Below are 24618 nucleotides of genomic sequence, written 5' to 3'. Positions count from 1 at the left end.
AGGCTGTCTGTGCAGTTCAGGGGCCGTACCGGCGACCTCCGGTTGTTGAACGAGCAACTGAGGTCGGTTGCCGAAGGGACCGGCGCGACCAGGGGACGGGCCGTCATCATGACCGGCCGTCGCCGGGTCGGAAAATCGCGCCTCGTCCAGGAGTTCTGCGATCGTTCCGGGCTTCCGTATGTCCTCTTCCAGGCGACCCGAGGTCGTAACTCGGCGGCCGAACGGGCGGATTTCGTCTCCGCCGTCGCGTCCGGCCCGTTCGATAATGCGGAGCTGGTGGCCGGGCTCGCCACGGCGGACTGGAATCAAGCGTTGCGTACCGCCGCGATCGCGGCCGCCGCCGACGCTCCGAGTCTTCTCGTGCTCGACGAAGTCCCCTGGCTCGTGGAGCAGGATCCCGAGTTCGAAGGAGCATTGCAGACGATCTGGGATCGGCATCTTTCGGCGAAGCCGGTCCTGCTGCTGCTGGTCGGAAGCGATCTCTCGGTGATGGAGGCGCTGCAGTCGCGCGACCGGCCCTTCTTCGGGCGCGCGACGAAGATGACCGTACAACCGCTGCATCTGGCCGATGTGCAGGAGATGACCGATCTCCCCCCGGCGGAGGCGGTCGATGCTCTACTCATCACCGGTGGATTTCCCGAGATAGTTCAATCCTGGCAACGGGGTAGCAGTCGCGGGGAATTTCTCGCGGAGTCACTGTCCAACCCACTGGCCCCGCTGCTCGTCGCGGGAGAGCTGTCGTTACTCGGTGAGTTTCCCGAATCCAGTAGGTCCCGTGCTGTGCTCGAGGCGATCGGTAGCGGCGAACGCACGCACGGCACGATCGCTGCGCAGGCGGGGAATTCCGGTTCGCTGCCTGCGGGGACCCTGTCGCCGATATTGAATACGTTGCAGGCCAAGCGAATCGTCGCCGCGGATCTGCCGCTGTCGACCGCATCCGATACCAAGAACAAGCGGTACCGGATCGCGGACTCCTACTTACGATTCTGGCTCGCATGCCTGGAGCGCGCGATCCCGTTGACCGAACGAGGACGCGGCGATCTCGCACTGGCCCGGGTCGAACGTGCGTGGACGAGCTGGCGAGGCCGCGCGGTGGAGCCGCTCATCCGGGAATCGCTGGCTCGAATCCTTCCCGATGAGCGCTGGTCACGCGTGGAAGCGGTGGGTGGATGGTGGAATCGGCAGAACAATCCCGAGATCGACCTGGTCGGCACCGATCGGCGGCCGGTTGCCGGGGAGGTGTCGTTCGTGGGCTCGATCAAATGGCTCGAGGACCGGCCGTTCGATCGACACGATTACGACGCGCTGGCTCGCAGCGTGCTCGCTGTTCCCGGGGCGGCGGCGACCACTGCGCTGGTCGCGGTATCCCGCTCGGGGACGGTCCCCGACCTACCACTCGCGATGGTATGGGGGCCCGACGACCTACTGCGCGCGTGGCATCGGTGAACAGCGGGCCGTGCGGCGGTGATCAGGGGAAGGGCGGCGTGCGGTAGGCCCCGACCCCGGCTCCCGCTCTGCGCCGGATCAGGGTCGCCAGCTGCGACGGGTTCTGCAGGTGGACCGCGTGACCGGTACCGGGGATCTCGCGGTGCCCGGCGCCCAGGAGGCCGGCGAGATCGCGGACCGAGCGGTGGCGGATGGGCGGTGAATTCCGGCCGACGGTGAGGGTGATCCGGTCCGGCGCGGCCACCGGTTCCGGTTCGAACGCGCGGAACATCGCCAGCTCGGCGGCCACCGTTTCGCGGGACGCGGCAGTGAGTTCCGGCGACCAGCACGGTCCGTAGAGCGTGCGGCCGAAGCCGGCCACTCCGTCGCGTCCGAACTCGCGGACGACCTCGTCGAGCAGTCCGGGCGCCAGCGATCCGGCGGCGGGTTCGTGCAACAGCGCGCCCGCGAATTCCACGCCCCGGGCCGCCAGCGCCAGACCCAGGGTCGCCCCGCCGCTCACCCCGACCACCAGCGCCCCCGCGCACAGTGGGGCGAGGGCGGCGAGTTCGGTGTCCATATCCCCGGATTGGGGGCGGTCGGGAGTGTGCACTTCCACCGCCGGGCCGAGTGCGGCGACCGTGGCCGCCCACACCCGGCTGTCGGTGGCCACCCCGTGGATCAGGACGACCCTCATGCGGTGACGGGCTTCGTCCCGAGTGCGGCCAGGAGCTGGTCGGAGGTGGCGACCGCGCCGAAGATGCCGCCCTGCATGGTGACCATGCTCAGGGCCGCCTCGTGATGCCTGCGCTCGGTGGCGCCCGTGCAGTCCGAGAGCACCAGGCATTCGTAGCCGCGGTCGTTGGCCTCGCGCATGGTGGTGTGCACGCAGACATCGGTGGTGATTCCGGTGAGGACGATATGAGTGATGCCCGCGCTGCGCAGCAGCAGGTCCAGGTCGGTGGCGTAGAAGGCGCCCTTACCCGGTTTGTCGACGATCGGTTCGCCGGGAACCGGCGCGACCTCGGGCACGATCTCCCAGCCCGGTTCGCCGCGTACCAGGATGCGCCCGCACGGGCCCACACTGCCGATCTCCGCGCCGACCCGCGCCGACCGCCAGCGTTTGTTGGCGGGCAGATCGGAGAGGTCGGGGCGGTGACCCTCGCGGGTGTGGATGACGGTGAAACCGAGTTCGCGGGCGGCGGCGAGGACGCGGGCGGTGGGTTCGAGCCCGGCACGGGTGAGCGACAGGTCGTAACCCATCTGGTCGACGTATCCGCCGGGTCCGCAGAAATCGGTCTGCCAGTCGATCAGCAGCAGCGCGGTGCGGGCGGGGTCGATCGTGCCGTCGAAGGGCCAGGTGTAGGGGGTGGCGTCCACGGGGGTGATGGTCATGGCGTAGCGGTCCCTTCCGGGGTCGGGAGTTCGTAGATCACGGTGACGCTGCCGCCGCCGGGTGGGCCCTGGTGCTCGGCGCCGCCGGAGACGTACACGGCGCTGTCACCCTTGAGCGCCGCCAGCAGGCCGCCGACCGCGCCGCGGGCGTGCCGGGTGGCGTTGATATCGGAGTCGGTGAGCATGGTGTGGCGGAATCCGCGGATCGATCCGGCCGGATCGGCCTCGGCCTTGGCGAAGATCTGGCGCACGGTGCCCCCGGCGGCCGTCACCCGGGCCAGGAGTTTCTGCACCGACGCCAGGTCGATGGCATCGGTCATATGTCCGTGCAGCGCGCGCAGCGGGTTGGCGGCGGTGGGGCTTTCGGCGACCACCAGCACATGGCAGTCATCGAGTTCGGCGCCCGCGCTGGCCGAGGCCCGCGCCGACCAGACGCCGGTGTCGCCGGCGAGTGCCCGCAGCGCGGTGTCGCGATCGCATTCACCGAGCGCGACCGCGATTCCCAGTGAACTCGCCGCCCGCGACCAGCCCATCGACGCGTAGGTGTCGGTGGCGACGGGCACCTGGCCGGCGGCGTGCAGCGCGGTGATCTTGTCCGAGGTGAGCAGCGGGCATTTCACCAGCACCAGATGGACGTCGGCGGGGGTCACGCCCAGTTCGGCGAGCAGTTTGCCCACGGTTTCGGTGACGGTGTCCACCTGACCGGCCCGCCCGAGCTCGGCCGGATCGAGCACCCGGCTGCGCCGTGCCGCCGCGACCAGGCCGCGATCGAATCCGGGATGGTGGCGTTCGTCGCGGACCAGCAGGTTCACATGCGGGCTCAGCACCCCTTCGGTGCCGCCGGAGAACACGGTCACCGCGGCCTCCGGAATGCGCGGCTCCCAGACCGCGGTGGCCAGGGTGCGGCTGAAATCGTTGACGCAGCCGTTGCCCTCGGTCTTACCGATGATCGAGACGAGATCCTCGGTGCGGTAACCGGATTCGGCGAGTACCTCGACGGGGTGGGTATCGCCGGGATCGGCGGTGGGGACGGTCAGCAGGGCGATGCCGGTCATACGGCGCTCTCCTTCGGGGTGCGGGCCGGGGTGAGGTGGTTGAAGACGAGGTTCAGGACGAACGCGACGATGACCGTGCTGGTGATCGCGCCGCCGGCGATGATCCGCACCGAGGACGGCAGTCCTTCGTAGACCTCCGGCGCGACCACCGGGATCATGCCGATACCCATGGCCAGGGAGACGACGAGCAGATTGTCGTTGCGGGAGTAGTCGACCTTCGCGAGGGTGGCGATCCCGACCCCGGCGACGGTGGCGAACATGACCAGGCTCACCGAGCCGATCACCGCCCCCGGCAGGTTGGCGACGACCTCGCCCATCTTGGGGACCAGTCCCAGCGCCACCAGCAGCCCGCCGGCCACGGCGACCGCGTGCCGGCTGGCGACCCCTGTCATGCGGACCAGGCTCACGTTCTGCGCGAAGATCGTGTCCGGGAACGAGGTGAGCACCCCACCCAGCACCGCGGAGGCGCCGTCGGCGCCGAGGGCGCGGGCCAGCCGGTTCGGTTCCAGCGGGCGGCCCAGATGGTCGGCGGTGGCCATCAGATACGCGGTGGACTCGGTGAAGATCACCAGCATCACCAGGCACATCGAGATGATTCCGGCGATCGGGAAGGTGGGGGTGCCGAACAGGAACGGGTTGGGCAGGCCGAACCAATCCGCGCTGCCGACCGCGCTGAAATCGGTGAGGGAGAGGGCGGCGGCGGCCAGCGTTCCGGCGACCAGTGCGATCAGCACCGCGGACTGCGCGATGATGCCGCGGCCGTAGCGCATCAGCACGATGATCATCACGATCACACCGAGTGCCAGCGCCAGCGGGGCGCCGCCGGCCGGTTCGTCGCCGAAGGTCATGGAGACGGCCTTGCCGATCAGCGACAACCCGATCATGGTGACCGCGGCGCCGCGCACCATCGGCGGGAAGAACCGCACCAGCTTGGAGAACGGGACCGCCACCAGCATGCCGAAGATCCCGGCGGCGATCATCGCGCCGTAGACCGCGGACACCCCGTACTCTTCGCCGATCAGGATCATCGGCGTGACGGCGGTGAAGGAGGCGCCGGCCACCACCGGCATCCGGGCCCCGAGCAGTTTCCCGAGCCCGAGGGCCTGTACGAGCGTGATGACCCCGGCGACCAGCAGGTCGGCGTTCACCAGTGTCGCGATGGTGGAGGTGTCCAGGCCCAGGGCGGCGCCGAAGACGAGCGGGACCGCGACGCACCCGGTGTACATGACGAGCACATGCTGGACACCGAAGAGCGCGGTGCGCCACCAGGGGAGCGGCGGGGAAGAGATCAGCTGCGGCGACTGGGTCGGGGCGGCGTCGGTGGACATGGGACCTGGCCTAGGGCAGAGGAAATAAGCAACACCCAAGTTTGTATACAAACAACGTTTCATTGATGTTGCCCAAGGTTCCAGTACCGTGAACTATCGAGAATCGGCGAGGATGTCGACCAATCTTGTATACAAGAAGGCATCGAATCGAGTCCGGAGTGACCCGGGCGCCAGGGCGTGGGAAACATTCACCGGGAGTGCGTGTTCCGGATCCATCCCCGGAATCCGCGGCGCGCGAGGTCCCTATGGCCCCGGGGTGTTGTCCGGCGCGGTATCCGCATCCATCTCGGCGAGCAGCTCCTCGTCCCGGGCGATGTGCTCGTCCATCAGAAAACCGGCCTGAACAGGTGACCCGTTGAGAATGGCCTGGGCGATCGCCGCGTGATCACTCCACGAGATATGGGTGCGCGATTCGAGCCGCTGACCGAAGATCCAGGACACCCGCTCCAGAATCTGCTCCAGCATCGCCCGCAATTGCTGATTACCGGATGCCTCCGCCACCAGGGAATGAAACCGGTGGACCAGGGAGGGCACCTCGTCATGGGCGTGACTGCGATCGGCGGACCGGCCCAGCTCCACCACCCGGGCCAGCTCGGCGGCCACCGGACCACCCCGCGAGCCGGCCGCCAGCTGCGCGGCCAGCACCTCGAGTCCGCGCCGGATCTGCACCAGCTCCCGCGCCGCCGACCCCGAAGGAGCCGATACCGTCGCGCCGCGATACCGCACCAGGGTGACGAAGCCCTCGCTCTGCAGCTGTGACAGCGCCTCGCGGACCGGCACCCGGGAGACCCCGAACCGCTCGGCCAGATCCACTTCCCGCAGCCGGTCACCGGGCGAGAGCCGGCCGGCGAGGATATCTCCGCGCAGGGCTTCGGCGACCGTCGTACCGGGGGCGGTCCGGCCGGTGGGCTGGGAGATGGTCATGTGGTGAGGGTAATCGGGTCCGCCGGCCCGGCCCGGCTCGCCGCGGCCCTGTCGACCGATACTGCCGGAGTAACGGTTCCCGGGAAACGTCGAATTCACTGAAATGTAACCCCGGCAACTGTATCGCGGGATTTTCGGCAAACTCACAGACATTCTCACAATGGGTCCGATCGTGGCGCCGGGTCGGTAATTCAGCGCTGTCACCTGTATTGATGCCGACGGTTTCCCATGGATCGGCGGAGCTCTGTGTACGGGTGGCCGTTTCGCCCTGATTGACAGGGCCGCAACATCTTTCGTACACGAGCCCAGCATCCCACCGGCATTCGAGCCGAGACACCCTGCATTCCCGGTGAATTGGGGTACCGTTTATCGGGAGTCCACGTACGGATTCGTCCCGGACACGAGATCCCCGGTGGCGAGGGAAACCGCCGACGGCAGGTACGCGCATGAGATCGGCTGATCGATGAGCATCGAGATTCCGCCCGAATTGCAGTGGCTGTCGTATCTGGCCGGGGCGTCGTGGCCGCAGGGGGACGAGGACGCGCTCTTCGCGCTGAGCCAGGACTGGACCGATGCCGCGAACGCGCTGCTCGGCGAAGTCATCCCGGCGCTGCGCACCGCCTGCGATACCGCGCTGCGGAATTACAGCGGGAGCGGCGCGGACCAGATGTCGGCCCAGTTCGACAAGTTCTTCTCCGGCGACACCTCCGTGGAGTCGATGGCGCACGCACTCGAACAACTGGCCGATTCGGTATTCGATTGCGGGACCCAGGTCGAATACGCGAAGTTGCAGATCATCATCACCCTGGCCGTGATGGCCATCGAGATCGCCTACGCCCTGGCCTCGGCGTGGGGGGCGTGGGCGGTGCCGATCATCCAGGCCACGGGGGCCGGGGTCATGCGGACCATCGCCTCGCGAATGGCCTCGGCCCTGGCCGCGCGTGCGACCAAGATGGCCCAGACCCCGCTGTGGCGGCTCACCGCGATCCAGGCCCTCGAAGAGGCCGCGATCGGGTTCGGGATCGACGCCTTGGCGCAGGGAATCCAGCTGGCGAACGGGCACCGGGAGGAATTCGATACCGAGCAGGCGTTCGTCACCGCCGCCGTGAGCGGGTTCGCCGGCGCCGTGGCCGCGCCGGTCGGGTACTTCGGCGGTAAGTACCTGGGCGGCGTGGTCAGCAAACACGGCCCGATGACCTGGTGGAAAGGCGGGCTCGTCGCCGTCGGCGCCGGTATTCCCGCCGGCCTGGTGGGTGCCGGGGCGAGCATCGTGGGCGTCGGGGTGCTCACCGGGAACTGGGAATTCGACCCGGCGGCCCTGGTCGGCGGTGTCGGCGGCGGTATCGCCGGTGGGATGCACGGGGTGGCGGGGTACTTCCAGAACCAGGCCGTCGCCGCGCATCTCCAGGCCGAGGCCCTCGCCGGGCCGGGTGGCGGTACGGAGAAGGTGCCGCCTATCGGTGGTACGGAGGGCGATCCGCCGCCGTACAGCGACGGGAGCGCGCTGCCGCCCGGCGCGACCACCGGCGATCCGCCGGCCTACGGCGACCGGAACGCGCCGCCGCCCGAGACCCGGAACGGGGGACCGGACAACAGGACCGTCGGCCCCGCGGCCTTCGGCAACAGCGACGAGCAGGCGGTCGACGGCGGTTCGCGGCGCGCGCCCGGCGAGGGCGAGAACCGGACGGGCCCGCTGGAGAACTCGCGCAATGGCAACGGCACCCTGTCCGGCGGCAACCACAACGGTGCCCCCTCCCAGTTCCAGCGCAACGGGGTGGAGAGCGAATCGCCACAGGTCAATGGCAATTCGCAGCGTACTCCGGGCCAGTCCGATGGACTGCCCGGCGCGGACGAGAGCACACGGAACGGACACAGCAACGCCCCGGGCAACCAGAACGGCGTCACGCCGCAGGCCCACGGCGACGAGTTCCCCGGGTCGTCTTCGAACGACGGTGAGTTCGGCGGGTCGTCCGAATCGGATCGTGACGATGTTTCCGAGATCTCGTCGGAGGACGACGACTACCAGGGGACGCCCTGGTCGGGCCGTGACGACGCTTCCGAGGTCTCTTCGCTCGATGGTGAGTTCGAGGGTTCGCCGTGGTCGGGTCGTGACGACGCGTCCGAGGTGTCCTCGCTCGATGGTGAGTTCGGTGAGTCGTCCCAGTTCTCTCGCGAGGATGACGAGGGTGTCCGGGATTTCGACGGAAACCGCGAGGAGTACTCGCCGAACGACCTCTTCACACCGGACGGTGACCGGACCGAGAACCCGTTCTTCACGCCGACGACTCCGGCGGACGGCATCCGCGGTGCGAATCCGGCCGTCCAGCAGCCGGTACCGCCGGGCAGCGAAAGCTCCTCCCCGCGACCGGAACAGCCGCCACGCACCTATTCCACGACCGTCGAGATCGCGGACGGCTCCGCCTCCGCCAACCCGTTCCGCTCCGATATCCAGGACCGGCCCCGCCCCAGGGCAGCGCTACCCGGCAGGAACCCGTTCGGTACCTCGTTCGCCGCCAACGGCACCGATCAGTTCCGGCCCGTTCCCGGCGCGGACTCCCCGGACCGCAACCCGTTCCGTACCAAGGCGGACGATATCCCCGGCGGGCGCTCGACTACGACCGAGGACGGTCGCGACCGCAGCAGTGCCATGCGGCCCACCTCCGATCAGAACCAGCGCACCCCGCTCACCAGGTCCGACGGCGACACCCGGCTGCCGCGCGAGGAGGCCCCCGGGCCCCGGGCCCGTGACACGAATCCGTTCCGGTCACACCTCGGCAACGGCGACGATCCGGTCTCGCGCATCACGGCGGACCGGCGTGATCCGGTCCGGCCCGTAGCGAAGGACGGCACCGAACAACCGGCGTCGACGGAGCGGTTCACCGAAGTACCCGGTATCGCGCGGGAGCATCCGGCCGCCGATCGCGTCACCGGTGACCGTATCGGTAACGAATGCGGCCGGCAGGTGTTGCAGCGGCTGGCCGCCGAATTCCCCGGCAATCACCGGATCAACGCGCCCCGGGATCCCGTGGGTCTGCGCGGTATGGACGCGTTCGAGTTCGAGATGCGCTCCACCGGCACGCTGCAGCGCTTTCCCGGCCACGAGGCGGTCGGTGCGGCATTGGACGCACTCGGCCCGGGGGCGCGGGCGGCGGTGGTGGAAACCTATCGGGGGCCGGTCGATCGGCACGGTATCGGTGCGCATGCCGTGGTGATGTCGGTCCGGAACGGCGAGACCTGGGTCTGGGATCCGGCCACCGGGCAGGAAACTCCGCTGCTGTTCCGCGACAGCGACGATATCGCGGTGGTGACCGCGGTGCTCTACGACGCCGACGGGTCGCCGTCGATCGATTCCGCGTTCGGTCTCGACGGGGTTCTCGCCACCGGCGGTGCCCGGATCGGGTGGTCCACCGCGCCGGGTTCGGATTCCCTCGGGACTTCGTCACGTGATGAGCCCGGACCCGGCGACCTCCCCTCGACCGACCCGGCCGCCGTATCGACGCGCGATTCCGATGTGTACCGGGATCGTGTCACCGCGCAGGAACGGGCCGAGCAGCATCAGCAGCAGGTAAAGCAGGCCGTCCAACGGTCCGGTGACCGCCTCGAGGAGACCCGGCGCGCGCTGGAGGCGGCCGTGGCGACCGACGACGGCTCGCGTATCGGCGAGGCACGGACAGCGCACACCCGGGCGGCCGAGGATCATCGGCGGACGGTCGAATCGGCCGTCGACGAACTCATGGACGCCGCGAAGGTGGCCGGTACGGACACCTGGAACGCGTTCCAGGACGGATATATCGGCCGCGATGACGCCTTCCCCCTGGTGCGCAGGGAGCGGGTGTCGGCCGCGAAGGCCGCCGCCGAGGTACTGCTCGCGCATTACGACAGCCAGGCCGGAACGGACAGGTCCGGTCCGCTGGCGACGCTGAGTGGCGCGGAGCTGGAACAGCGAATCCTCACCGGTTCGGAGAAGGACTCCCGCGTCGCGCAGATCGAGCTGTTCCGCCGCGGTACCGGCGGCGATATCGGCGGTCCGGGCGGCAAGGTGCTGCGGTGGACCCAGCTGACCTCCGAAATCCTGATGCACCACGGCCCGGTCGAGATGGACACCGGTGAGGGCAAGGAACTGACCGCCATCTCGCGGGCCACCCGCACCGCCCTGGACAAAGGTATCGCCCATGTGATGACCAGCAGTGATCCGCTGGTGGTGCATATGCAGCACGAGTTCGAGAATCTGGTCGCCGGCGATCACGGCCTGGGTATCGATGTGTACCACCTGGATTCGGACCAGCCGTTCCCGGAACGGGTGGAGGGCCGCAAGCTGATCGTTCTGGGTACCGCGCAGGACTACGGGTTCCGGGCGGTCAAAGAGGCGCAGGCGGTGGTCGACACACTGAAACAGAGCGGGATGCCGGCCGAGGAGCTGACCCGCCTGCGCTCGGATCTCGAGCAGGCGCCGTCGATGCGGGAGTACAAGGCGCTGCTGGACGCCGCGGCCGCGGACCGCGGATCGGACGAGCGTTTCGAACCGTTCCCCGGCGGGGATCTGATCATCGACGAGATCGACGCGCAACTGATCGACGAGCAGACCCACTACGTCCTCTCACCAGGGAAGTCCGGCCCGGCCGACGAGACCTTCTCGAACCGTGTCCACGACGTCTGGAACACACTGCAGGAAGCGAAGCGCAAGGGTGTGCTCAGTGCCGCGGATTTCGGAAAGGATCCGGACAAGCGCGGGATCTTCGACGCGAAGATGACCCGCTGGGGCCGGGCCAAACTGGCGACCATGCTGAAGTCCGGCCAGAACATCAGCGACGCGGACGCGGAGGAGTTCGCGCATGCCGCCCAGGCCGAATGGGGACCCGAGCGGGATTCGGACTACCACGTGAGCGACGACGGCAAGATCAAGATCATCTCCTCCCAGACCAACGATCAGGTCATGGATGATCCGGAGAAACAGAGTTCCAGCCGGTGGAACGGATTCGCGAAATACCTGGAGGCCAAGAACGGGCTGGAGATCACCGCGGACTCGGAGCATTCGCTGAGCATCACCGGAAAGCAGATATTCAGCGGCGGCCACTTCGGCCACATCACCGGCATGTCGGGGACCCTGCTCACCCCCTCGGAGGGCAATCCCCGCGGCGTCGAGGACGTGATGCACGAGGAGTACGGGACCGGGCCGATCTCGCATGTGGACAGATTCTTCAAATCGCAGCTCGAAACCCCCGACGCGCGGCATTTCACCTCCGGCGCCGAGAAGTTCGCGGCGATGGCGACCGATATCCTCGACACCGCGTTCTTGCGGAACCCCCAGTCCGGGGCCTGGGAGCAGAAGGGTTCGCCCCAGCTGGTCATCGCGATGGACAACGCCGATGTCGCCCGCCTCGCCCAGGCGCTCGATAGTGCCGCGGCGCAGCGGGGCGTCGAGGTGAAGTTCGACAAACTCGATGTCGCCTGGGTGGATTCGCACGGCAGCAAGGACCGGGCGAACGACGAACTGCAGAAGATCATCGCCGACGGCGGCGAGATGGGCCGGATCATCCTGGGTAACAAGATGATGGGCCGGGGCGTCGATATCACTCCCTCCAAGGAGGCCGTCGCGAACGGCGGACTGAAGGTCAAGATCAGCGGCGGACCCGCGTACTCGGAGCGCGTGAACCATCAGGCCGAAACGCGCGCCGCCCGCAGCGGCGATCCGAACGGGGACTGGGCGACCGGCGGAACTCCCGGCGAAGCCGTGCACTACGTCTCGCCCGAGGACTATCGCAGCGCCGCTCCGAACACCCGGGTCAAGACCTTCATCACGCGCTACGAGCAGGCGGCGGACCGGCACCGGGAGGCCGCAGCGGCGCACCGCGACGATCGGACCGCCGATACCGAGGCCGATCTGGACCGGACGCGCGCCGCGCTGGAAACGGCCGAGAACGACCTGCGCGACCTCGCGACGCCCCTGCAGAAGGCCGCCGTCGAACAGCAGCTGCTGGGTTCGCGGCGCACCGATCCGGACCCCGGCCGCGGGCCGCCGCTGCAGGACGACACCGGCGTCCGGCGTCCGGCCGTACCGCCTCCCGAGCCCGTCGCGGCGGAAACGGGCGCCACGCGCCCGCCGCCCACGACCGACGGCAGCGACACCGATCGCGCGGACCGTCCGCTACCGCGACGAAGCCACCCACCCTCCGGGCCCCCGGGCATCGGACGGATCCCCGGACCGCACCCTGTCGTCTTCCAGCAGCGGCGAGAATTCCCCTCGATCGAAACCATGCTCGGTACCGGGCAGTTCGGTTCGATCGGCCTCGGCACCGACCCGGCCGGTACCGCCACCCCCGGCCCGTCCTTCCGCCCGGAGGACCTGCCCGATTCCACCGTCGACGGTTCCGCGCCGCCGGTGAAACAGCCCCCGCCGCCAACCGGGCAACCGACTCAGAGCGCGCCGCCACGGCGATTCCCCGTGACCACCGCCCCGTACGAACGCCGGGCGAGGTCCGGGCTCGGGCGGCTGTTCCGAGGACTGTCCCGCGGGGTGCCCACAGTACTGGTCGACGGCCGCCGGACGACCGTGCAGCAGGAGTCGTGGCACCACCCCGCGACCATGCGCAACCCCTACCTGCAGTTGACCGGTGAAACGAACGACCGGACGCTGTGGGTCCGCCCCGAGAGCCGGGTGGCGGAACTGCCCGGTCATACGGTCGGCCGGTTCGGCGGCTGGCTGGCGATGCACTGGCTGCTGCACGAGTCGGACGACGCCGACCGGTTCGATTTCACGACGCTCACCTCCGCGCAGCGCCAGGACGCGATCAATGTGATCGCCGGGCTGCGCGCGGATACCGACGAGCGCACCGCGGACCGATGGGTCAATTGGGTGCAACTGAGCATGGGCGCCGGAGCCACTCACGCACTGCGCGAATCCGCGCCGCTGCGGGATCTGGCGGACAACGTCCGGATCTGGATGGTGGATCCGGGCCACACCCGGGCGCTGGCGGTGCAGCGCGTCGACGGGACCGAGGATTTCCGCGTCTACGATCCCGACACCGGCCGGACCGCGTACACGCACGTCTCGGTGCTGGAACAGATGATGACCCGCGCGGGCATCACCGATCTGCTGATCCTCGAACCCACACATGCCGACGCGGCCGCCGGGATGCCGATGCCCCGGGCCGTGGCCCCCGCGCGCGACGATCTGCCGGTCTACGACTATCCGGAGCTGCCCCGCTATCCGACGCCACCCGCCTACACGGGCCCGGCGGATCCCGTCGCGCTGTGGGGTGAGGCCAACTGCGCGGTCGTGGCGCTGGAGCAACTGTCGGCGTTCACCGGTCGTCCGCGTCCGCGGGTGCCCGGCGATCTGGCGGGAATCACCGGTATGCCCGCGGACGTGCTGGCCGGCCAGGCGGGCGCGCCGTTGCGGCGGTTCGGCGATCACGCGGATATCCGCACGCAACTGGAAGAGCTCGGGCCGGGCGCGGTGGCGCTGGTGGTGGACGAGTACCGGGATCACACCGACGCCCACGGGGTGGGGGCGCACGCGTATCTGCTGCGGGTCGGGGAGGACGGCACGGTCGGGGTCCACGACCGGTCCGATCCCGATACCCGGGTCTTCCCGCCGCGGATGCCGCACGAGCTGGCCGGGACCCATGCGGTGCTCTACGACGCCGAGGGCAACCCGCAGGTCACGGTGCCCGCCGGCGCGGAGGGGCTGCCCGCCTCCACCCGGATCGGCGCGAATCCGCTCAGTGACCCGGTCAAGAATTTCGGCGCGCACCGCCGCGGTGCCGAGGACCTGATCCACGTCATGCCCATCCCGCAGCGCACGATCGAGTGGCTGCGCGACCGCATCGTCGACGAAGTCGCGGCCAACAGCGGCAAATCGGACGCACAGCTCTGGCTGCAGGAGGTCAGAGAGCTCAATCCGGATGTCACCCCCGCCGCGATCCGGGAGAAACTGAAGGAACTGGGTCGCGACGAGAAGTTCGCCGCCGAGGTGGAAAAGAACCTGTCCACCGGACCGGGCCGGTTCGAGCGCGTCCTGACCATGGCGGGCCTGGGCAAGAAACCCGAGGGCGACGAACCGGAAATCGTCCCGGACAAGAAGTTCCGCGCCGCTGTCGACCGGAAACTGACCTCCCGCCTCACCACCGCCGAGATCTACCGCCTGCTGAGCGAATCGGGTATGCCGCTGGCCGTCGATTACCAGGGCAAACCGTTTCCGGTGTTCCTGCGGCTGGCTTTGAAGCCCCGCGACGGTTCGGTGGCGCACGACGGCCCGACGGTGAGCACCCAGCGGTGGACCTACGGGTTCACCGAAGCCAGCGATACCGCGGGCAGCCACGACCTGCGCTCGGCCGGGCTCGCGATCGACCTGCTGTGGGACGCGTTCAGCCAGAAGTTCCTCAACTGGGGTCTGGCGCCGCAGATCAACGCCACGCACAACCAGCTGTCCTCGAGCACCTCGGTCTTCTCGACGATCCAGTCGATCATCAAGAAGCGCAGTACCGAGGCCGCCGCCGTGCCGCACGGCTACGAGATGCAATGGGAGATGCGTCTCAACGACGACGGCCTGGCCGGGGTGATGTCACCGGACCTCCCGACGGCGAAGGGCTGGAAACCCATCCGGGGGCCGGTCCCGGACGATCTGGTGGCCTGGTTCCCGAAATACCTGCACGCGAGCGAGGGCCTTCCGAAGGTCGATACCGAGAAGCCGGCCACCGTCCCGCTGCCCTGGCATCGGCCGCTCGTGACACCGGAGCCCACCTCCTCGGCGTCTCCGCACGCGAAGGACGAGGACGGAGCCGTCGCGCCGGCGCAGCAGCCGGTGGAGGACGAGAACTCCCTCTCGCAGAAACAGCTGCCCTTCTACGGGCCGCTCGACTTCCCGCATCAGGACCGGCTCTTCGCCGATGTGATGAAATCGTTCCCGGGCCGGGTCGAGGGGATCTCCCAGAGTTCCGCGGTCGGGCTGCGGGCGTTCTTCGGCGACAACTTCCGCGGCAACATCCCGATGATGCACGGCGGCCGGGTGCAGTCGCCGACCCTGTACACCGCCTCCGGCGAACCGCTGGGGTTCTTCGAGGTGGAGATCGCCGACTTCCACGGCGGGGACACCCTCACCGGACCCACCACCACCCCGGGCGCCTCCCGCCTCGAATACAACGTGCTGCGGGCCTTGCGCACCCAGGCCCGGTCCATGATCTCCAACGCGCTCGGCGGCTCGCTGGCGCTGTCGTTCGGGCTGGGGAAGGGTAAGGCCGACAAGAAGACCGGATACTCGCCGGTCGGCGGGAACATCACGCCGCTGAAGGTGGGGGCGTCGCACGAGGCCAGCCATTCGCTGACCTACGGCGACCGCGCCCTCACCTCACGTGCGCTGCGGCTGGTGGCGCATCTGCTGCACACCACGCCCGAGATGGAGATCCGGGTCAGGTTCGTGCCGCCCGACGGTCCGCCCCTCGAACCGGACCCGGGGACGCCCCTCGGCATACCGGTGCGCGACGACGAGCAGTCCGAGACCGGCGAGACCAGGAAGGACGGTAAGCGCTACCCGATCAACATGCTGGTGCCGTCGATGGAATCCCTCGGTCGCCCGCCCATGGATTCCGAACGCCGCTATCTGCCCTCGGACCTGCTGCATCTGCAACAGCTCGGTTTGCTCACCACGCCGCTGCAGGTGAACGTGCCCCAGAACGTGTTCGACGGTATCGAGAAGTTCGTCGCCGACAAGGGGTTCCTGCCGCCGGCGACGGAGAAATCCTCCATTCTCGATCAGGACTCCACCCGGAACCAGCGGCTGGAGAACTACCGCAAACTCGCGCAGATCAAATCCCGGATGAACCGGCTCGGCACCGCGGACGAGATGATCCAGGGCGGCTCCCGGACAGTGTTCGAGAAATCCAACGGAGTCGATACCGAGCGCATCACCGTCACCATCAAGGCCGCCCGGAAATACGACACCGTCGATGGCCGGTACGACGAGGACAGCGACCCGAACGAGGGTGTGAGCCACTACTGGCTGACCCCCCACGTCCAGACGATGAACTACACCGGCATCATCCTGTACAGCGGGGAACAGTCCGAAAGCACACCGTTCGCCTGGGATGTCGGCGCCGCCGCCGCGGTGACCAATCCGTTCGACGTCACCGGCAGCCAAGGAGTGTCGAGCTTCGGCGGCTCGTACGACCGGTCGGGCGGCACCTCGAAGACCACCCAGAGCGACCACAATCACGCCGAGGAGAACTACACCTTCAGCCCGGGCCCCAATGCCGACAAGCCCGGTATCCAGCTGTTCCGCGTACCCACCCGCTACTACGTGGAGATCGCCTACAGCCACGGCCGCGGCGCGGATCCGATCGAGGGCGAAGGCAGCTTCCACCTGGCGGTTCCGACATATCTGACCACGGGCGAACCCAATACCGAACCGCTGGCCGAACCGAGTATCCGCCCGGATTCGGAGTCGAAGGACGGCCCGCCCGCCGAGGTCACCGAGCGGCTCGGCCTCGCCACGAAGGCTTCGATCGAGAAAGGCGTCGGCAGACTACCGCTGGCCGCCGTCATCGCCGGCCACCCGGTCGGCGAGATCCTCCACAAGGCCACGGTCGGCCTCATCGGCGATATCGAACGCGACGCGGCAACCGAGGCGAGGGAGCGCCTGGACGGTGAACGGCCCCCGTCCGTCCCCGGCGGGTTCACGCCGACTCGGGAGGACACAGAGTCGTCGCACCGGCAGCAGGAGCCGGGCTCGCGGTCCGGCTGGAACCTCGGGGGGTGGATGCCGAGCACGAACCCCTTCCGCCGGGCTGCCGACGCCTGGTTCGGCTCGCGGGATACCGAGCCGGAGAGCCACGAACTGACCGTCCGCGACCGGACCCGCCCGGTCGTCCCCGAGGCGCCGAAGTCCACCGAATCCGGCACGGTCGGTCCCGAGATCACCGTCGGAACGGTCGATCTGGAGGCCCAGAAGTCCACCGCCGGCACGGTCGATCCCGAGATCCGGCAGGCCACCGGCCGCGACGCGGAAGACGACGAACTGCCGAAGCCTCCGGGCGCCTGGCGCGAAGACGGCGAGGAGACCCCGGCCGGTGCGGTTCCGGAAACGACCTGGTCCGATGTCGGGCACTGGATGCTGGACAAAGCGGCGGGCGTCGGAAAATGGATCTGGCGCAATGCCTTCGGCGATCCCGTGGACAACCCCACCTCGTCGGTCCAGTCGGTGGTGCACACCGCGCTGTCGCCGCACCATATGTCCTCCTTCGCGCCGCTGATCTTCCGTGACTCCTACAAGTTCGAGGCCGAGATCCCCGGCGATGTGGCCGGAACCGATTACAGCGTCGATATCCGCGGCTACTTCGACAACATCAAGGCGCTGGAGCCGACTCCGATCGATACCGAGCACTGGCTCGAGGGCACCAACAACACCGCCCGCACCACGACCGTGAACAGCGGCAACCGCGGCGACATCACCCTGCAGGGCACCTACGGCAACAAGGCCGACAACAGCTTCCGGCCCGCCGGCGGCTGGCAGGGCAGCGACTCCACCAGCAAGAACGTCACCTCCGCCGATGCCACCGACACCATGCGCGTCACCTCCGACTACAACGGCAAGGTGTACCGGTTCGTGGCCGACGGCCACTACCTCGTCACCGTCGAGGTCGGTCTGCGCAACTATCTCAGCGGCCTGCTGCACGGTAAGCCGTACGCCAGTCGCACCCGCGTCGTCGACGCGCCGCAGCGGTTCGAGTTCTTCCTCACCGACCACGATCTGCACGACCATCCCGAATACCTGAAACTCGTCCAGGACGCGGCGAAGGCACGCGGCGACGAACTGGAGATCCTGCCCGAGGCGCAGGAGAAGAAGGACGGCGAGTGGCGGCCGACCGAGCCGCGCCTGCTGCCCGACGCCTACGCCGGAAAACGCGCCGACGATCCCGAGACGGCCAAGGGCCTGCTGTCCTTCGGGGCGGTCACCGAGGTCCTCTTCGACGACGGCCGCGGCGCGCTCGGAAACAAGGCCACCGAACTGGTGGAGAAACTCTCCCCGGGCGCCACCACGGTCGGCTCCACCAACTACCACCCGGGTGTGGCGCCGCTGATCAACAGGCAGACCACCAGTTTCGGTGTGCGCAACCTCGCCAACGCCGGGTCCGAGGGCAATCACTCTTTCCACTTCGTCGACCGGACCGGGTTGACGCCGCGCCTGGTGGGGGTCACCTTCACCGCCCGGCCCCGGCGGGACGAGGATCTGCCCGACGGGCAGACCCTGGCCACACTCGAAGGTAAGCAGGTTCCCCGCACCGCCGCCCTGGACAACGTCCACCGGCATATCCGCGCCGACGGTAACGCCCTGCTCGAACCCGGTGCGACCAGTGTCGGCACCAGCCGCACCAAGGGCAACGAACTGAGCGTCACCATGGGCGGCCAGAAGGGCCGCCATCGCCCCGCGGGCACGCTCGCCGTCCAGCGCGAAGGCACCCACAGCGAAGTCCAGACCTCCACCCGTGACCTGAGCGCGTGGCAGCGCAGTGGCGATGCCCAGTACCAGTTCAAGGTTCCGACCGAGTACAGCGTCACGGTCGACTGGCGGCCGATGACCGCGGCGTTGTCGTCCTACCTGCAGGAAAAGGCCGGGGATGCCCTCGTGATGGGCGGGCAGTGGATGGGTGTCACCCAAGGTCTGGTCCCCGAAGAACTACCGCCCCCGGGCGAATCCGAATCCGCGACCCTGAACGCCACCTCGCATGTGCGCCTGCATATCGCGGATACCAAGCCCAAACCGAAGCCGGGGGAGTCCGCCGCGCCGGAGGTTGCGCGTACCCGGCCGGCGGTCTTCGGATTCGATCCGTCCGCGAGCAAGCTCGGTCCGACCGATACCGTGCCGGCGGACGTGCGCTCACTGCTGTCCGTCGAGTCGTGGAAGCCCGAGCTACCGTTCGATATCCGCGAATTCGACGGATCGCAGCAACTCGCCGAGGTGCTGCTGGCCGTCGACCCCTCCCTGTCGACCAACGACAACACGCGCTCGGCCGAGGCCATGTACAACCGCCTCGTCACGCTCGTGGCCAGCGGCGAGGCCACCGCCCTGGGACCCCAGTCCACCGCACCGTTCCTCAATGTCGATCCGTCCGGCGCCGTGCCCGCCCCGCGTGCGCACGCCGCGAAGGTGACGGTGGACGGGATCGAGATCAAACTCAGTCTCTACTCGCCGCGCGCGGAGGAATCCGCCACCTCCATCGCCAACGACCGCTTCGAATTCACCGTCGACAATATGAGTTCCTCGGAGAGCAAGAGCACGACGGTGGCTCCGAGCTTCACCTACAGCGGCAAGCTGACCGCGGAGGGCAGCCACCGCATGGGCCCCACCGGCGTTCCCCTCGGCGGGCAGACCGAGACCAAGGGCGGCAGCGCCGCCACCGGCAGTATCCTGCGCAATCTCTTCCGCACCAACGCGCCGGCGAACGGCCACCGCCTGCGCTCGGTGGCCCTCGTCGAGGTCAGCGGACCGAAGGGCACCCTCTGGGTCACCGGCGATCTGATCCTGCGCAGCATCGAGACGCCCCCGGCGAGCGCGAACGTCACGAAGACCGTCGATCCTCCGAAGGACGGAAAGCCTCCGAAGACGGAACCGGAGCAGAAGTCCGAACCCGAGAAGTCCGGGGACGAGAAGGGGTCCGATACCAAGGACAAGGAAGGCAAGGACAAGGACGCCGAAGCAAAGGCGAAGGCGGATGCGGAGGCCAAAGCGAAGGCGGACGCGGAAGCCAAAGCGAAGGCGGACGCGGAAGCCAAAGCGAAGGCCGACGCGGAAGCCAAAGCGAAAGCCGACGCGGAAGCCAAGGCGAAAGCCGACGCGGAAGCCAAAGCGAAGGCCGACGCGGAAGCCAAAGCGAAAGCCGACGCGGAAGCCAAAGCGAAAGCCGATGCGGAAGCCAAAGCGAAAGCCGATGCGGAAGCCAAGGCGAAAGCGGATGAGAACGCGAAAGCGAAAGCCGATGCCGATGCGAAGCCGAAGGCGGACGAAGAAGCCGAAGGGAAGGAACAGGCCGAGGCGAAGCCGAAGGACGTAGCCGAGTCCGAGGCAGAGGCCAAGGCCGATGCGGAAGCCAAGGCGAAAGCCGATGCGGAAGCCAAGGGGAAAGCCGAACAAGAGGCCGGGGAAGGGGACGATGCCGCGAAGGTCGACGGGAAGGGCAAGTCCGTACTCTCGGGCCCGGAGGGAAGCTACCACTACAAACCACCGCCGCCGAAGATCAGGCGTGGCACCGGAGCGCGATCGGCCGTGGTGGACGGCGTGCAGGCGCCGGAGGGTTACGTGTGGGAATCCATGCCCCCCGACGGCGACTGTTTCTTCCACTCACTCGAACGCATCGTGCACCGCGACCCGTACGCATCGGAATCCGAACTCGACCGCCGGATCCGCGACCTGCGCAGGCTGACCGCCGACGAACTGTCGGGTCCCAGGCGTGCCGACTACTTCGAGGTCTTCCAGAACATCATGGTCGCCGCCGAGAACCGGGGCCGGAAACTCACGCCCGCGCAGGAGAAGGCCCCGATCTCGCCGCGGGATACCGCCCGCTATCGTGCGGCATTCGACGAACAGGTCGAACAGATACGGCGGCGCGGAGTCTGGCGGACCGGTATCTTCCACCTGGTTCCGCGGGCGGCGGCCGCTGCGCTCGCCGAGCACGGTTCGATCGTGCGCCTGTACAGCCGGCAGATCCCGGAGGGCTGGACCTTCGGCGAGGACACCGGGGCGCGTCCGGACGGCGCGGCCCTGATCGCGCACAACCACTACCATCTCGCCGTACCCGCTGGGGACCGGGTGCCCGGCCATCCACCCGGCGCACCCGCAGGCACGCAGCACACCAGGACCTGGGGTGAATTCGCCGATGTTCTCGGCCCCGGCTCCGTGCAGTACACCCCGCAGGCCTACGCGCAACCTTCCGCCGACACCACCCGGATCGTGGTGTTCGGCAACGAGAACGCCGTCCGCTATATCTGGCTCCCGCCGACCGGTGCGTGGCCCGGCGAGATGCACGACGCCGACAGCCTGCCGGTGCAGGTCACCTTCGACCAGGTTCTCGCCGATCCGGCCATTACCGTTGTCCGCGCGTCCGCGCCGGTCACCGAGGACGGCGACCGGAATCAGGAGTGGACCGATCCCGACCTGGCGGCCGCCATCGCCGCGTCCCTGGCCGGCTTCGAGGCAGCCGAAACGGAGGTCGACGACAGCCTGACGAAACCCGGCCCGGTCGCCGAATCCTCGTCCACACCGCCCGCCGTGCCGATCCCGGCCACCCCGGCCGACCTCGATCCGGTCGTCGTCACCGAGTATTCGCCCGCCGTGCCGTCCGAGAGCGTGCAATCCGGTGCCGAACTACCGGTCGGCACCGATCCGGCAGCCGAAGCCCCGGTCCTCGGCACCCTCGACGAGGAGGCCGTCGAATCGGATGACGATATCGTCGTTCCGCCCGTTTCTCCCACGGGCACCGTCATTCACCATCCCCTGTCCGAGGACACGAAAGCCGTGCTGTCCGAGGAGGAATCCGGTCCGCTCGATCCCGGTCCGCTCGATGGGACGGCGAGGCGACACCCCACCCCACCCCTCGTCCCGGCCACGCACCACATCCGCTCGAGTTCGCTGCCGCCCGGGATCCGGCCCCGCCCCGTGGTCGCGCCGGACCAGGACAGGCAGCCGCGACCGTCACGTTCGGATGAGCAGATCGGCTTCACCCGGCTCCAGGCCGCGGGCCGCCCGGCCCTGTTCTCCGGCGCGAGTTCACCGCGTATCGATCCCCGCCTACCGGCCGCGGCGGACCCGCTCTCCACCGTGTCGACGCCGCGCGAGAATCTCGAGAACCTCGGGCCGCCGGAGTCGTCCGGGATCGTGGATTTCATTCCCTCCGAGACTCCTCCCCGGTCCGAGACTCCGGATTCGCCCCGGGTCGTCCCGGTATCCGAGAACATCACGCCGATCGGACCCGTCGAGGGGTCGCCCGACCGACTCCGCGACTCCGCGATCCGGGACCTGAGGCCGGAGGAGAATCACGCGCTGGGCGAATACTCCGAGGTCCGGCGGCTCGTTCTGCAACGGATCGTCTCCTACCGCGGAGTCGACGAGGACGACGTGGTCCGCCTTGTCGAACGGATGAGCCCGCAGCTGCCAGCCGACCTCACCCGTGCGGCGGAAGCACTCGGCACGACCGTCCGGAATGCCGCGCGGTGGCAGGCCCGGGCCGACAACCTGGGGACGAGCGTGCAGGACGTCGCCCGTGCGGAAACGCGGGAGACCGACGATTTCGGCGACGGCTTCGTAGACGATTTCGCCGCATTCCGCGCCGGTGACGCGATGGGCGATTTCGCCGGACTCCGGGGCGTGAACGACGAACGATCCCCGGAGCCGCCGGTATACGGAGACGCCACCGTGCCTTCCGACGACGTCACCGTGCAGCCGAAAGAAGAAACCGCGCAACGACCGACGACACCGGAATTCCGCGAGCCGACAGCCCCCGAAACCGAGGCGTTGCGCCGATTCGCCGCGATCGACGAGGCGATCGACGCCACGGAACCGGAGAACAGCCTGGAACTGGCCCGGCACCTGTGGCCGGAGTTGCAGGACGCTTTCCACGGCGCGGTGACAGCGCTGCGGGTGCCCCCCGAACTGGCTGTGGACCTGTGGGCAGAAGCCGCCGACCGCCGGTCCGCCGACCCCGGTATCCGGGTGGAGGACATCAGACGGCGGATCACCCTGTCCTGGGAACCGGGAAACAACCACACCGGACTGCCCGCACCCGTCTGGGCATCGTCGCCGAACGATGGAAACCACCTGCTGGACTTGTTCACACCGCTGTCCGGGCACTCGACACCACACGAGACGCGCGCCACGCTCGCCCGGCGGATGGAGGCGCATCTCGAGGACTATGTGGATCTGATCCCCGCCTACACCCCGGACGGGTTGAAGGAGCTGAAGGTCGAGAAGCTCCGCGTCGCCCGGATGGAGGCCCAGGTCAGCGGGGAACGGTGGCGTCGCGCCCAGTTGCACACCGAACTCGTCATGCGCGGCGAGCTCACCCGCGATCAGCCGTTGCCGAGAACCGCCGAGGATCTCGCGGCGGAGACCCGCCGCCACGAGCAATTCGAGGAATCGATCCGGCGATTCGACGAATCCGGCCGCCGCCGGGCACGGGAGCGGCTGGCGTATCTTCTCGACGCGGTGCGCGACCCGAACCGGCCCACCGACCATCTCATGAGCGCCGATCTGCTGCCCATCGTCGCCCGGGAACTCGGACTCAACATCGTCGTGCTGCGTCCCGACGCACCCCGTGACGTCTTCCCCCACGGCGGACCGGAAGCGCCCTTCACCCTCCTGTACGCCTCCGCCGAGAACCCGCGGCATCTGCAGGTGGCCACGACCGCGGACGGTAGCCCGCTCCTGCTGCATCCGGACGAACTGCACACCGCCGCCGCGTTCGAACCACCGCCCGGACGCGAATGGCGGCCCGGCCCACCGGCCGGGCACTCCGGCACCGGACACCTCGACGACACCGGCACCCGGGTGTTCGATTCCGACGACGCGGGCCTGAACTACGGCGAGGCCGTGCTGAACCAGTGGCACCTGCTGCCGCCGGAACAACAGCACGCGGCATGGGCGTATCACGCGTCCGCGATCCACAACACCCTCCTCCGGGAGGGCGGAGGCCGAGCACAGGAGGTGCTCGACCGCGGGCACTCGGCGGCCGAACACCTCGGGCTGCTGACCGAACTGACCGGATCGGAGGAGCCCACACCGGCCCGGCTCGCCGAGCACTACCGCGCCGGAGCAGAGCATGTGTACGAGGCGATCACGGATCCGCGGCGCGCGAACACCACCTGGCGGCTGCTCCACGCCATCGTCACCCGCGATGATCCGGAATCCACGCTCGCGCAGCTGATCGCCGACGCCGCCTTCTACCGGCAGACGCTGCAGCAATTCTTCCAGCGCTATTTCGGTACGACGCCGCGACTCGACATACTCGGGCACGGGGTCCATACGCTCGATCGGGCGACGCGGCCGCTGCCCAATACCGAACCGATCCGGGTGGTGCGCGGTCTGACGGATATCGGGTTCATGCGCAATCGCGACGGCAGCCGCTTCGGTTTCTTCCAGGGCCCGGCCGATCTCGTGGGCTCGGTGCAGCAGGAACCCGGCTACCTGTCCACCTCGGCCGGTAGCGATCTCGCCACCATGCCGGACGGCCGCCGGTTCGAGTACCGGCTGAATCTCACCGTCCCGCCGGGCGCCCCGGGCCTGTGGATCGGGCCGCGCAGCGGCGTGCCCCGCGACAACGAACTCCTCCTCGCCCGCGGGACCCGCTATCGCATCACCGGGGTGACCCGGGACGAAGCGAACCACACGATCGTGCTCGACGCGGTGGTCCTGCTCCCCGACGAGCCTTCCGAGCCCTCGGAAGCCGCGCCCGATCACCGAGCACCCGAGCCGGAGGCGTCCGAGGACGACTCGCGTCGATGAGGAA

At 68.7% G+C, this 24618-nt stretch carries 7 protein-coding genes; 2 read left to right on the top strand and 5 right to left on the bottom strand.

What is annotated here, in order from left to right; genetic code table 11:
• Positions 1–108: 108 nt before the first annotated feature.
• Positions 109–1446: an ATP-binding protein gene (locus ACZ6SF_RS28020; RefSeq protein WP_466065988.1), complete on the top strand. Its 1338-nt coding sequence runs from the start codon at positions 109–111 to the stop codon at positions 1444–1446.
• A gap of 22 nt (positions 1447–1468) precedes the next feature.
• Here ACZ6SF_RS28020 and ACZ6SF_RS28015 read toward each other — a convergent pair whose 3' ends face one another.
• The 5 genes from ACZ6SF_RS28015 to ACZ6SF_RS27995 form a co-directional block, all read right to left on the bottom strand.
• Entirely contained in the window at positions 1469–2122 is a 654-nt protein-coding gene (locus tag ACZ6SF_RS28015) for an alpha/beta fold hydrolase (RefSeq protein WP_466065987.1), read from the bottom strand.
• Entirely contained in the window at positions 2119–2820 is a 702-nt protein-coding gene (biuH, locus tag ACZ6SF_RS28010) for a biuret amidohydrolase (RefSeq protein WP_466065985.1), read from the bottom strand. Before biuH ends, ACZ6SF_RS28015 begins: the two co-directional genes overlap by 4 nt.
• A complete protein-coding gene (atzD, locus tag ACZ6SF_RS28005) occupies positions 2817–3875 on the bottom strand; it encodes a cyanuric acid amidohydrolase (RefSeq protein ID WP_466065983.1) in 1059 nt (352 codons plus the stop codon). Before atzD ends, biuH begins: the two co-directional genes overlap by 4 nt.
• Positions 3872–5203 (bottom strand): nucleobase:cation symporter-2 family protein, encoded by a 1332-nt coding sequence (locus tag ACZ6SF_RS28000; protein ID WP_466065981.1) that lies wholly within the window; start codon positions 5201–5203, stop codon positions 3872–3874. Before ACZ6SF_RS28000 ends, atzD begins: the two co-directional genes overlap by 4 nt.
• 243 nt (positions 5204–5446) lie before the next feature.
• Positions 5447–6127: a GntR family transcriptional regulator gene (locus ACZ6SF_RS27995; RefSeq protein ID WP_466065979.1), complete on the bottom strand. Its 681-nt coding sequence runs from the start codon at positions 6125–6127 to the stop codon at positions 5447–5449.
• A gap of 463 nt (positions 6128–6590) precedes the next feature.
• Here ACZ6SF_RS27995 and ACZ6SF_RS27990 point away from each other — a divergent pair, with 463 nt between their 5' ends.
• Positions 6591–24614: a WXG100-like domain-containing protein gene (locus ACZ6SF_RS27990; RefSeq protein ID WP_466065977.1), complete on the top strand. Its 18024-nt coding sequence runs from the start codon at positions 6591–6593 to the stop codon at positions 24612–24614.
• Positions 24615–24618: the final 4 nt, after the last annotated feature.

This window comes from Nocardia sp. NPDC049935 (genome assembly GCF_055586645.1).
Note: the sequence above shows the minus strand (reverse complement) of the source record. Positions and strands in the feature narration are given on the sequence as shown.

What these genes read in the sequence shown, in the direction of transcription:
- atzD (WP_466065983.1), bottom strand. Translation starts at nt 3,875, where the DNA reads ATGACCGGCATCGCCCTGCTGACCGTCCCCACCGCCGATCCCGGCGAT.
- ACZ6SF_RS27990 (WP_466065977.1), top strand. Translation starts at nt 6,591, where the DNA reads ATGAGCATCGAGATTCCGCCCGAATTGCAGTGGCTGTCGTATCTGGCC.
- biuH (WP_466065985.1), bottom strand. Translation starts at nt 2,820, where the DNA reads ATGACCATCACCCCCGTGGACGCCACCCCCTACACCTGGCCCTTCGAC.
- ACZ6SF_RS28020 (WP_466065988.1), top strand. Translation starts at nt 109, where the DNA reads ATGACCGGCCGTCGCCGGGTCGGAAAATCGCGCCTCGTCCAGGAGTTC.
- ACZ6SF_RS28000 (WP_466065981.1), bottom strand. Translation starts at nt 5,203, where the DNA reads ATGTCCACCGACGCCGCCCCGACCCAGTCGCCGCAGCTGATCTCTTCC.
- ACZ6SF_RS27995 (WP_466065979.1), bottom strand. Translation starts at nt 6,127, where the DNA reads ATGACCATCTCCCAGCCCACCGGCCGGACCGCCCCCGGTACGACGGTC.
- ACZ6SF_RS28015 (WP_466065987.1), bottom strand. Translation starts at nt 2,122, where the DNA reads ATGAGGGTCGTCCTGATCCACGGGGTGGCCACCGACAGCCGGGTGTGG.